Source organism: Synechococcus sp. JA-3-3Ab (assembly GCF_000013205.1).
Classification (GTDB): domain Bacteria; phylum Cyanobacteriota; class Cyanobacteriia; order Thermostichales; family Thermostichaceae; genus Thermostichus.
The window spans coordinates 2,709,507-2,721,094 of record NC_007775.1; the positions used below are offsets into that span (position 1 = coordinate 2,709,507).

Here is an 11,588-nt window from a genome sequence, read left to right on the forward strand (position 1 = left end):
TGAAAATAATGTACAGTATGTTCAGTATGGCTGCTTGGTATGGCTAGGTATGTAAAACCGAGAGAAGCGGCGGATTATTTTGGGGTGTGTCTCCACACCTTGAGGCGATGGGAACAGAAAGGCTGGATCCATGCAATACGTACACCATCCGGTAGGGCGAGAAGGTATGACCTCGACAGCTACATTGGCCTCCGGCCCGCTGACGCGAACAAAGCGCCCAGAAAGGCCAAACGAGTCGTTTTGTACGCCCGAGTCAGCAGTCGAGGGCAGAAACCAGACTTGGAGAGACAGATTGCAAGACTGGTTAACCTCTATCCTGGAGCCGAAGTGGTCGGAGAGGTTGGCGGCGGTCTCGACTTCAAAAGACCAAAGTTCCTTGCCTTATTGGAACGAGTTCGTGCGGGAGATATCGGAACGATTGTGGTCGCTCACCGGGATCGACTCTGCCGGTTTGGATTTGAGTTCGTTGAGTGGTACTGCCGTCAATACGGATGCGAAATCTTGGTTCTCGATGACGATCACCTTTCTCCCCAGCAGGAACTGGTTGAGGATATCCTCACCATCCTGCACTGCTTCAGCAGTCGGCTCTACGGACTCAGAAAATACCGGGCTGCAATCGAGAAAGATACGGATTTATCCGGAGCCAGCGCTGGCTAAAGTTTGGAAGCGGTGGCAAGCGGCGTGCCGGTACTGCTACAACCAAGCGATTGCCTATCAGCGCCAGCATGGTGCCCCAAAAACGGCCAGAAAGCTGCGGGACATCATCCTGCGCTCCGACCTACCCGAGTGGGTGAAGGACGCCCCCTGCCACATCAAGCAGAACGCGGTCGTCGAGGCGTGGTTGGCGTTTCGCCGAAGCAAAGACGCGAGGTTTCGCAGTGTGCGGGACAGGTCGCATACGCTGCAATTCAACGCCGGCAACTTTCGCAATGGGACGTGGTATCCGAAACTCACCCGAGGTTTGGCGTTCCGTGCATCCGAGGAGATGCCCAGAGAGTGGGCACGCGGAACTGAGCTAATGCGGGTGAAAGACAGATGGTATGCCATCTTTCCTGAGCCCGTGAACGAGCAGTGTTCGTTAGCAAAGGGGGTTGTTGCGCTTGACCCTGGGGTAAGAAGTTTCCTTACAGGGTTTGATGGGGCGGGCTTTGTAGATATCGCCAAGGGGGACTTTGGCAGGATCGTTCGGCTGTGCTACCACCTAGACGATCTGCAATCTAGGCTGAGTAAAGCACCGAGACCCAAGCGTAGGCGAATGCGGCAAGCGGCGTTTCGTCTGCGGGAGAGAATCAGGAACTTGGTGGACGAGTGCCATCGCAAGGTAGCGGCGTTCCTAACGGATAACTACCGATTGATATTCCTCCCCACTTTCGAGTCAGCCAAGATGGTTGCCAAGGCAGGGAGGAAGTTTGGTAGCAAGACAGCAAGGGCGATGCTCACCTGGGCGCACTACCGGTTCAAGCAGCTCCTGAAGTTTCAAGCCAAGAAGAAAAACGTGGTTGTCGTGGAAGTATCGGAAGCGTACACCAGCAAAACCTGTACCAAGTGCGGGCACATCCACACTAAGTTGGGTGGCGCAAAGGTGTTTCGATGCCCAAAGTGCAACCATAGGCTACCACGAGATTGGCAAGGCGCTCTGGGTGTTATGCTCAGGGCTTTGCGGGATACCGCCTTTCTGTTTGGACTCCGTCCGAGTAGCGCGGTCGCGTCAGCATCGCGTAGTGACAACGGAAACGGACAGAATGCTATCGCTTCACCGCTGAGCAGTAATGCTTAGCAGTGTTCAGCGTAAATGTATCAGAAAGCCATTTCCAGTAGCCATAGAACGGCTTGCTGCCTAATACCTGCACTTTCTTGGGAAAAAGGGTAAACTACCCGGCTCCAACCGCCCTCCACACCCCCCGTATACGGGGGGATGGACCTACATACCTGCACAGCCAAGTTGCTGGAGAGCCCAAACCGTGCATGGATTTCGCGGTCGCTCAGAGACTGAAGCTGAAGAGCGTTGGTTATCTTCTCTGGCGTGTTTTGGTTGGCAGGCCTGGGCAAAGGCATCCAAAGTTGCATCCAGCTTTGTGGCTTGCGAGGCAGATACCTTGAGCTTGCAGAAGATAGTCAGGACTTGGGTCATGCTGGTTATATTAGGCGCTATCGCTCCCCACCGTATAGACGGTGGGGTGTCCCGCGCATTCAGATGAAGGCTGCTGGCCGGACAGGCGCTAGATTGGCTGATTAACCATGGATACTCGCCTAATCAACATCGGCTTTGGCAATATCGTCGCCGCCGGGCGCGTTATCGCCATTGTCAGTCCTGAGTCAGCTCCCATCAAACGCATCATTAGCGACGCCCGCGAAAGAGGCCAGTTGGTGGACGCGACCTACGGTCGCCGCACCCGCGCCGTAATCATCACCGATTCCGGGCACGTCATCCTCTCGGCCATTCAGCCGGAAACCGTTGCCAACCGCTTCCTTACTGCCAAAGTCGGTGCGCCGGAGGAACCTGAGTAAGGGCCTCACAAGCAGCCTGCGAGGCCGAGAGTGAGATATCCTAAAACAAACCAAACCAGCCAACTGTCCAGCCGTCCTTTGTCGCTCTCCGCCTATGGCAGTTTCTTCCACTACGCTCTCCTCGCCAACTCCCCCTGAGTGCCTGCAGCAACAGGAAGCCCCTCGGCCTCCTGCCACTCGCGGTCGCCTGGTGGTTTTGACAGGGCCCAGTGGGGTGGGCAAAGGCACTCTGGTCAGCCAATTGCGCCAGCGCCACCCTGAGCTGTACTTTTCTGTCTCGGTAACCACCCGCCCCCCCCGCCCTGGGGAACAGGAAGGCGTCAACTACTACTTCCGCACTCGCGAGGAGTTCCTCAACCTGATTGAAGCCGATGAGTTGTTGGAATGGGCCCAGTACGCAGGTAACTTTTACGGCACTCCCCGCGAGATCGTGTTCCAAAAACTCAGCCAGGGTCAGGATGTGCTTCTGGAAATTGAACTGGCCGGGGCCCGCCAGGTGAGACAACAGTGTCCCGATGCCATTCGCATCTTCCTGTCTCCTCCCTCGCTAGAAGAGCTCGAACGCCGCATTCGCGAACGCGGACAAGACTCTGAAGCCAGCATCCAACGCCGTCTGCAACAGGCTCGCAAAGAATTGGATGCCAAAGACGAATTCGACTACGTGATCGTCAACGACAATCTAGAGCAGGCTCTACAGGAGCTGGAAGCCTTGCTTTATCCTCCCTCTCCAGGGAAGGGGCAATCCTAGGAGCTCTGCGACTCTACGCGCTTTTTTCCGAGAGCTCGCGTCTTTTTCTTAACTAAAAAACGGCGACACAAGCCTCGGCATCCACGCCAAGTGCTTTTTGACACTCCCCCGACTCAAGTCGGGGAATTCTCACGCAGTCCACAACCGGAATCGCGAAGGCGCTGTCAAGACGCCCCTACACACAAAGGGATAGCTTAGTAGCCCCGCACTTGAGTGCGGGGCGGAAAAGCCCGCTAGCCACTTTAGTCGCTTACCCATGATGGGGGTCGTTGATATAGTTTCATAGCTCAAACAACCTCTTCCTGACTTCTCCTACCAAGACCTTTTTCCTTCTCTTTGGCCAAAAAATGAGATGAACAACCGCTAGCCCCACACCATGGTTGTAGTGATTGTACCGTTGACTTTCCTCTCGCACTATCGCTTGCCCATGTCAGACTGCGGTTGTCATGCCGCTTGCCAACAATGATGGAGTGCGGCTGTCAGCAGGTTCGAGTCAGGAACAGGGAGCTAGTCCCCCTATCAGAGTACTTGTGTCAACAGTCTAATAAGGTGTACAACTGTGCTTTGTACTATGCGAGACAAGTCTATTTCAAAACGAAGCGATGGGCAAGCTATGGTGCGCTTTGCGCTGAGATGGTGAGAACCCAAAACAAGCACTTCATCGCAATGTATGTCTCCGCCGCACAACAGACCTGTAAGTCTGTAGCTGGAGTGGGTCTATGCCAAGCCTGCTCAGCCCAAATCACTGGATCCGAGAAAAGCTCTAGCAATTGACCACGGAGTCAACAACTGGCTTACGTGCGTTAGCAACTTAGGACATAGCTTCATCATTGGTGGCCGCAAAGTCAAGTCCTTTAACCAGGGGTACAACAAGGAGCTGGCTAGGCTCAAGACTCACAAGCTGCGGGGGTTTTGGTTGCAAAAGCTTCGTCGAATTACGGAAACCGGAGAATGCAATCCACAAAGCTGTGGGCAAGGTCATTGACTTCTGTTTGCACCACTCAATTGGGAGAATAGTCTTTGGTTGGAACAAAGAATGCGGTTTAGGGAAGGTCAATAACCAAAACTTTGTTTTCATTCCAACAGGTCGGTTCAAGGAGCGTATTGCGCAATTATGTCAGCATTATGGCATGGAGTTTATTGAGGTAGAGGAGGCGTACAGCTCGCAGGCAAGCTTCCTAGATGGAGATGAGCTACCTAATTATGGTGAAAAACCCGACGGGTGGAGACCCTCTGGGCTGAGGCGAATGCTGCCGCCAACCTGCTTAAGAAAGTCAGCAGAACCTTGGGGCTTTGCCTTCAGGAACTGTCTAGAGGCGCTTTGACAACGCCGTTACGGGTTCTTTTGTGGACTGCGTAAGAATCCCCCGCCTTTAGGCGGTGGGAGTGTCAAATATACCTACTTTTCGAGGCAAGGCAGCAATCTCTCTGGACGCTTTCCAGGTCTAAGTAGGGGAGTATCTTTAGTCATTTAGACAGGCCAAAACCCTTATAGGAACTCAGGTACGGCCTGTTAAAGAATTAAAGGGCACAGTAGCAACACCTAGCAAACCAACTTCGGAAGCAGGATGGATTGATTAGTACCGCCAGTTCCCACGGCTAGGGTATGCTGGTGAGCAGTGAGCAAGTTTCCTGCCTTTTCTTTTGAGGAGAGAATATGCCAGAACCGGAATCCTCCTCAGCCCACATTCTGGTGATCGAAGATGAGGCCAAACTGGCCCGTTTCCTGGAAACCGAGCTGGCCTATAGGGGATATCGGGTGAGTGTGGTCGGCGATGGCACGGTGGCCTTGGCGGCAGCCCGCGACCAGAACCCCGATTTGGTGCTGCTGGACTGGATGTTGCCCGGGATCTCGGGGTTGGAAGTTTGTCGGCAGTTGCGCTTGACGGGCAACCGCGTGCCCGTGGTGCTGATGACTGCCAGCGACGAGGTGGCAGATCGGGTGGCAGGTCTGGATGCTGGGGCAGATGACTATGTGGTCAAACCCTTTAGCCTTCAGGAGTTGCTGGCGCGGATACGGATCTATCTGCAGCCCCCCAAGGGATCTGGCGACAGCCGGTTGGTGTTTATGGATCTGACGCTGGATCCGGTGACACGCCAGGCAAGCCGGGGAGAGCGACAGGTGGAGCTGACGGCCAAGGAATACGACTTGTTGCGCTACCTGATGGAACACCCCCGCCAGGTGCTCACACGCCAACAAATTTTGGAGCATGTGTGGGGCTATGACTTTACAGGCGATTCCAACATCATCGAGGTCTATATTCGCTACTTGCGTCTTAAGATCGAAGGCCCAGGGGAGAAGCGCCTGATCCAGACGGTGCGCGGGGTAGGCTACGTGTTGCGCGAATAGGAGGCCGACATCCCCCAGAAGAATGGCCTGGGCAGCCTGGGGGGATCGCTGCTGCGGCAAGATTGGGGAGAAAAGAACCCGGAGAGGATTTCGTCCTGCTAGCAGGTGAGGTTGATGGAAGCCGACTGCTGGAAATGAATGGGGGGATTTTGGGGTGCAGAGGGTGTTGTCGATGAATCTAGGGAGTGCAGGGCTGCTGGGCCTTACCTTCAGCTCACCGGGAGAATTTGTCTTCCGCTTTCCCCCCGAAACCCCTCTCGTAGGTGGGCTGGGGCTGCGCTGGTACGGCCTGCTGATGGCCATTGCCGTGTTGCTGGGGCTGCTCTTGACCAAAGCCTTGGCGGAGGCCCGCCACCTGGAGAAGGAGCCAGGCGAGGCCAGCGAACGGGTCGAGATCCTGGCCCTGTGGCTAGTGGTATCGGGATTTCTGGGCGCCCGCCTCTACTACGTCCTCACCCACTGGTCAGAGTTCCAAGACAACCCCCTCCTGGCCTTTGCCATCTGGCGGGGAGGCATCATCATCCACGGTGGGATCTTGGCTGGTGCACTTGCCCTCTACCTTTACTGCCGCGCCACCGGGATCAACGGCTGGAAGTACGCCGATGTGATCACGCCGGGGCTAATCTTGGGCCAGGCCATTGGGCGCTGGGGCAATTTTTTCAACTCTGAGGCCTATGGAGCCCCCATTCCCCCAGACAGCAGTTGGCCCTTGCGGGTATATATCCCCCCCCAAGCCCGCGAGCCTGACTACAGCCAGTTTGAGTTTTTCCACCCCATCTTTTTCTACGAAAGCCTGCTCAACCTGCTTCTGTTTGCTCTCTTGATGGGGATGTTCTGGCGCTTCCCCAAGCTCAAAGATGGCACCTGGGTCTGGACCTATGTGGTCGGCTATAGCTTGATCCGCATCCCTTACGAAATTTTGCGCGTCTCGGCGGTGGCCTATCTGCCGGGAACTTCCATCAAGGCCGCCTACGTGGCCAGCGCCGTAGGCCTGGTGCTGGGGATCGGCATGCTGGTCTATATGTACCGGCTGCGCTTCGACCCCGATTTGGAGCAGTTGACAGCTTGGCTGGCCCAACAGGCAGGGCTAGAACAGGAGACGGCTGCTGAGCTGGTGCAGCGGGCCTGGGCCATCCAGCAAAAGCACCGCCGCGCTGACTTGCTGGATCGCGTCACCCTGGCCATGCCCCACTTTCCCAGCGCCCTTGCCCCCCATCTCTCTTTGGGCCAACGGGAGCTGCTGCTGCGGCAATTGTTCTGCCGCTTGGAAGGTCGGGATCCCGCTGGAGAAGGGCTTCCCCAGCCAAGTTAGCGCCAGAGCTATCGGGCCGGACTAGGCCACCCAAACTAACCTTCAGGTCTTCAGACTTTGCAGCCACGCTTCTAGGGCGCGGATGGGAGCGGGATCCCGGTAGAGGCGCTCTTGGCGGGCTTTTACCCGCTGCCCTATTTCCTCACGCCAGCGGTCATCCAGGCCCAGCCGCACGGCAATCTGGATGTACTCCTCTAGGCTAGAGGCGATGGTCTCGTAGATCCCCATCTGCCGCAGGATGGCGTAGGTGTGGCGGCCCCGCATCAGGGATCCCGGCAGCGTGACGATGGGCAGGCCATGGGGCAGGGCTTCCAGGGTGGTGTTGCCGCCGGACCAGCCGATGCTATCCAGGTAAACATCCCCCAGGGCGTTGTAGGCGGCATATTGGGCAGGCGAGAGCTCCGGCAACAGCAGCACATGGTCTTCAGCGGCCAGGCCGTAGGCTTGAAAGGCCCGCTGCAGCCGTTGCCAAAAGCGCTGGCGGATCCCTTGGGAGAGGCGGCCTCGCAAAAACAGGAATTGACACCGCCCCACTTCCCGAGCAATGCGGGGGAACACCTCGTCGTACTGCGGCAAGTACTTGAACAGAGATTGGGCGCAGAGGTAGAGCACCCTGTCGGGATCCACCCCCCAGGCTAGCCAGTCCACAGGGGCGGGGTCAATGTCCAGAGGGATGTAGTAGGTGCCGATGCCGGGCAGGGGCAGGAGCTGCTCGGTGTAGTGGCCGGCCCCGTCCGGCGGCTCCATCAGCTCGCTGCTGAGGAAAACATCCATTGTTGGCAGGCCAGAGGTTTGCGGATGTCCCCAGGCCATGGCCTGCACAGGGGCCAAACGCAGGGCGGCCAACTGGGCACAGACCGGGTCGATGCCCACCTCCGGGTAGAGGAGCACGTCCAGTTGCGCCTCCCGAAGGGTTGCCTGCCACTCCGCCAGGCTGCGGGATCCGGCCACAGACTGCTCAAAACGAGGGGGCAGGGAGCGCGTGATCTCGTCTTGGACGGCCGAGGTGTGGAAGCCGTAGAGGGCCACTTGGGAGCGATCCAGAGCTTCTACCCAGCCGCCGGTCAAGATCTTCCACACCGAATGATCCCGGAACAGGCCGGAGACGATGCCCACCCGCAGCCGGCCAGGACCTCGCCGCAGGACAACAGGGGGCTGGGGGTAGCGGGCCGCCATCACCTCCCCCACCAGGGATCCGTACAGGTGCTGCAGCTCGCGGTCGTTCTGGCCCTGGTAGGGCACAAAGAAGGGTTGGACGGAGCCGACGCCGGCGGCAGCGCGCTCTAAAGCAGCGGGATCCCGCGGCAGTTGGGCCCAGCGGGCCTTGACCTGTTCCAGCGCTTGGCGGTGGCGCTGGCGGGCGCTTGCAATTTGCTCAGGGGTGTCGTAGAGCAAAGGCAACTGGCTGACGCACCAGCCCAGGGCCGCGGCCAAATCGGCGGGATCGGCCTGCCAGAGGCGGTAGAACAGCTCCGCTGCTTCCGCCTCCCGGCCACAATCGCGCAGCAGGATGGCCAGCGTGTAGGCGGCATCGGCAAAGTCCGGCTGCAACTCCAGAGCCTGCTTCAGGGGTACCAGGGCCGCCTCCAACTCCCCCTGTTGCCGCAGCACCAGCCCCAACTGGTACAGAACTTCCGGATCCGGCCCCCCCCTGCTCCAGAGCCTGTTGGAGGTGAGCTTTTGCCTCCTCCAGGCAGCCTACCTGCTTGAGGACAATTGCCAGATTGTAGTGGGCGTCGGGAAACCACGGCTGCTGGGCCAAGGCCTGCTGCATCAGGGCAATGGCTTCTTCCAGGGATCCCTGCTGCTGCCGGCAGATCCCCAAGAGGTGCAGCGCCTCCGGGTGGGCGGGCTGGGCTTGCAACACCTGTTGGTAGAGGGAGATGGCCTCCGGCAGTTGCCCCGCCTGGTGATGGTGGACAGCCTGAACCAGCAGGCGCTGCAGGTGCTGTTCCTGGTTCTCTCGGCTGGGGCCAAAGCCCTTTCCCGGCGGCGACATCTTTAGCCGTTGGGAAAATTCAAAAAGCCTGCCAAGGCCGGGGCAATCGGCAGCAGGGTCATCACCATCAAAAAGAGGGCCAGCAACGCCAAGGCATCCCGTTGGCCGTCGGTCTCGGTAATCTCATCCTGCGGGGGACGCTCCGGCTCGCGGGCAATAAAGAGAATCAGCAGCGCCCAGTAGAGGGCCAAGACGTTGCTGATGGCCGCCACCGCCAGGGCAATCAGGGTAATCACCGTGGCGCGGGCCGCCGTCTTCCGCCCGTACACCGCCTGCACAATGCGACCCCCGTCCAACTGCCCCGCCGGCAGCAAGCTCAAGGCGGTGATGGCCAGGCCAATCCAGCCCACCGCCACGAAGGGGTGAATGGGCACCAGCTCCGCCTGCAACTGGGATCCCAGCACCAGCCGCGCCAGCGTGCCCACCAGGATGGAGCTGCGAAAGATCTCCGTGGGCACGTACAGCCCCCCGGAGCCAGACAGCCTTAGGCCGACCAGCAGCACCACCAAGGAAAGGAGGCCGCCCGCCGCCGGGCCGGCAAAGGCGATGTCGAACAGGGCCTTGCGGTTGGGCACCGGCGACTGGATGCGGTTTAGGGATCCCAGCGTGCCGATCCCCAAGCTGGGGATAACAAAAGCCGGGCTGAGGCGCACCCCATACCTGCCGGCCATCCAGCGGTGGCCCGTCTCGTGCACCAGCAAAATGGCGAAGATCCCCGCCGCCACGGGCAGGGCCTCCACCCAACGCCCCGGCGCCTCCAACAGCCGGAAGCCGAACAGGTTGGCCCCCACCTCCAAAGTGGCCAGAAAGCTAGCCAGCATTAGGCCTGCTGCCAGAATCTGGGCTCCCCTCGAGGTGCGGTAGTTAACAATCTCATCTGGCAAGACCACCACCGCCGGCTTTTCTGAGGCATCTTCCACCAAAAACAGTTGGTAGCGGCTGCCCAGCCGCTCCCTTAGCCTTTCCTGCAGCAGCGGCACCACCCCCTCCGCCTCCCGCCGTAGGTTGCCCTTGAAGATCGCCCCCTCCCCATAGGGGATGGTCTCAGTCACAAAAAAGGTGTCCAGGCTGAAGATGGACTGAATGGCCTGCAAATCTTCCGCAGAGATGCCCCGCAAGACCAAAGGCTGCTCGGCAGGCGTCTCCCCAGCCCCTTCCGAGGGGATTTCCTGCCACTCCTCCATCTGGGCCAACTGCTGCCGCCGCGCCTGCAGCTCCTGCTGGGCCAACTGACGGGTTTTGCGCCCCACGGCAATGTAGAGCCCCGTGAACACCAGCAACAGCAGCAGGAAGCCGGCGAAGTTGAGGTAGATCCCCAGCAACAGCAGCCCCAGAAAGACCACCCACGGCAAAAGGAGCAGGGATCCCTGTAACCACACCCAGACGGCCAGGGATCCCCGCCGGCGGGCTCGCCAGAAGCCCCAACCCAAAAACGCCAGCGTTCCCAACAAAAAGAGGGGCGTAATCTCGGCGGCGATGTTCATGGCTAACCCACGAGGCTTACCAATAGGGAGCTGGAGTCAAAACGGCTCAAGCGGAAACAGCCGTTCCTTCAAACCGAGGCTCCGGCTGCTCCCACAAGTAAAAGCCAGCTTTGCGCGGTTTGAGCAGGAACAGCCGCAGGAACTGGTAGGCGTTGTTGAGGTAAAGAGGCAGCTTGCGCAGGCTCTTGAAGGGCCCAGCTCCGCGGGCAATCTCCCTCAACTTGGCGTTGTTGGCCACGCACTTCTGCAGCCGGCGCACAAACTCGGGGTTCTCCACATCCAGCACCACCGGGAAGACCTTGGCCGCCTCGCGGTTGGTCTTGTAGATCACCTCCATGTCGTAGGTGTGCGGATCCAGGCCCAGGAGGCGGTAGAAACCTGGGCGCTCGCCCACGTCGTTGAGGTACATGGTGGCAAACACCGACAGCAGGAAGAAGCGACACCACAGCTCCGCCACCCACCCCTCGAGCAGCCGCGGCTGGCTCAGGAGCATGAGGGCAAAGAAATCGCCGTGGCGGTTCTCGTCCTGGCACCAGTTCTTGAAGAAGTTGAAGATTGGGTAAACGCGGTTTTCGGGGTGAGCCTCCAGGTGGCGGTAGATGAGAATGTAGCGCCAGTAGCCGATCTTTTCGGAGAGATAGGTGGCGTAGAAGATAAAGCGGGGCGCAAAGTAAGTGTAGGACTTGTGCTTGGTCAAAAAGCCCAAGTCAAAGGCCATGTTGAAATCGCCCATGGCGCGGTTGAGGAAGCCGGCATGGCGAGCTTCATCGCGGCTCATCAGGGCAAAGCACTCAGCCAAGACCGGGTTGGTCTCCTTCAGCCTGCGGGATAGCTCCTTGTAGAGGAGGAAGCCGGAGAACTCCGCCGTGCAGGAGCGCTCCAAAAACTCCACAAACAGCCGCCGCGCCTCCGGATCGAGCCGGCTTTCCCAATCTTGGTTGAACTCCTCGCCGCGGACGAAGTGGTGGCGGTTGTAGTCGGCGCGAAACTCCTCCAAGATGGCCCGGAAGTCGGCCTCTCGATCGCCTAACCCCATCTTGCCGATGGCCTCGAAGTCGGTAGTGTAGAAGCGCGGCGTCAGGATGGTCTCGGTGGGCACTCGCGCCTGGGTTTGGGCAGCTCGCAAAGTGGAACTCATAGGGGTTACAGGATGAAAAGGCCAGTATACTCTCGCAGTTTACCAGCCC

Annotated in this window: 10 protein-coding genes and 3 pseudogenes; 7 read left to right on the top strand and 6 right to left on the bottom strand. The window is 58.9% G+C overall.

Going from position 1 to position 11,588, the window contains the following annotated elements; genetic code table 11:
• Window positions 1–39 precede the first annotated feature (39 nt).
• Together CYA_RS14300 and CYA_RS12610 are read left to right on the top strand one after the other, a co-directional pair.
• Window positions 40–657, top strand: coding sequence for an IS607 family transposase (locus CYA_RS14300; RefSeq protein ID WP_011431475.1), 618 nt, complete (start codon window positions 40–42; stop codon window positions 655–657).
• The gene (locus CYA_RS12610; protein ID WP_148203217.1) at window positions 545–1,777 is read left to right on the top strand and encodes an RNA-guided endonuclease InsQ/TnpB family protein; all 1,233 of its coding nucleotides are present in this window, start codon (window positions 545–547) and stop codon (window positions 1,775–1,777) included. The genes CYA_RS14300 and CYA_RS12610 overlap by 113 nt, the downstream gene beginning before the upstream one ends.
• 137 nt (window positions 1,778–1,914) lie before the next feature.
• Here the strand turns inward: CYA_RS12610 and CYA_RS15505 are convergent.
• Window positions 1,915–2,131: pseudogene (locus tag CYA_RS15505) on the bottom strand (RNA-guided endonuclease TnpB family protein); the annotation flags it as partial.
• 107 nt (window positions 2,132–2,238) lie between these two features.
• Here CYA_RS15505 and remA point away from each other — a divergent pair.
• Together remA and gmk are read left to right on the top strand one after the other, a co-directional pair.
• The gene (remA, locus tag CYA_RS12615; RefSeq protein ID WP_011431477.1) at window positions 2,239–2,508 is read left to right on the top strand and encodes an extracellular matrix/biofilm regulator RemA; all 270 of its coding nucleotides are present in this window, start codon (window positions 2,239–2,241) and stop codon (window positions 2,506–2,508) included.
• A gap of 94 nt (window positions 2,509–2,602) precedes the next feature.
• Window positions 2,603–3,256, top strand: coding sequence for a guanylate kinase (gene gmk / locus CYA_RS12620; protein WP_011431478.1), 654 nt, complete (start codon window positions 2,603–2,605; stop codon window positions 3,254–3,256).
• Between the two features lie 283 nt (window positions 3,257–3,539).
• Here gmk and CYA_RS14915 read toward each other — a convergent pair.
• Window positions 3,540–3,671: pseudogene (locus CYA_RS14915) on the bottom strand (IS200/IS605 family transposase); the annotation flags it as partial.
• Window positions 3,672–4,025: 354 nt separating this feature from the next.
• Here CYA_RS14915 and CYA_RS15510 point away from each other — a divergent pair.
• From CYA_RS15510 to lgt, 3 genes are all read left to right on the top strand, one after another.
• Window positions 4,026–4,241: a transposase gene (locus CYA_RS15510; RefSeq protein WP_240527396.1), complete on the top strand. Its 216-nt coding sequence runs from the start codon at window positions 4,026–4,028 to the stop codon at window positions 4,239–4,241.
• A gap of 672 nt (window positions 4,242–4,913) precedes the next feature.
• Window positions 4,914–5,606, top strand: a complete 693-nt coding sequence (locus tag CYA_RS12625; protein ID WP_011431479.1) for a response regulator transcription factor — start codon at window positions 4,914–4,916, stop codon at window positions 5,604–5,606.
• 172 nt (window positions 5,607–5,778) lie between these two features.
• Entirely contained in the window at window positions 5,779–6,918 is a 1,140-nt protein-coding gene (gene lgt, locus CYA_RS12630) for a prolipoprotein diacylglyceryl transferase (RefSeq protein WP_011431480.1), read from the top strand.
• A 42-nt stretch (window positions 6,919–6,960) separates the two neighbouring features.
• Here lgt and CYA_RS12635 read toward each other — a convergent pair whose 3' ends face one another.
• The 4 genes and pseudogenes from CYA_RS12635 to acsF all read right to left on the bottom strand — a co-directional run bounded on the left by CYA_RS12635 (window position 6,961) and on the right by acsF (window position 11,539).
• Window positions 6,961–8,547, bottom strand: coding sequence for a tetratricopeptide repeat protein (locus CYA_RS12635; RefSeq protein WP_228375532.1), 1,587 nt, complete (start codon window positions 8,545–8,547; stop codon window positions 6,961–6,963).
• A gap of 82 nt (window positions 8,548–8,629) precedes the next feature.
• Window positions 8,630–8,917: pseudogene (locus tag CYA_RS15780) on the bottom strand (tetratricopeptide repeat protein); the annotation flags it as partial.
• 2 nt (window positions 8,918–8,919) lie between these two features.
• The gene (locus CYA_RS12645; RefSeq protein ID WP_011431481.1) at window positions 8,920–10,401 is read right to left on the bottom strand and encodes a site-2 protease family protein; all 1,482 of its coding nucleotides are present in this window, start codon (window positions 10,399–10,401) and stop codon (window positions 8,920–8,922) included.
• 46 nt (window positions 10,402–10,447) lie between these two features.
• Window positions 10,448–11,539: a magnesium-protoporphyrin IX monomethyl ester (oxidative) cyclase gene (gene acsF / locus CYA_RS12650; protein WP_011431482.1), complete on the bottom strand. Its 1,092-nt coding sequence runs from the start codon at window positions 11,537–11,539 to the stop codon at window positions 10,448–10,450.
• Between the last annotated feature and the right edge of the window lie 49 nt (window positions 11,540–11,588).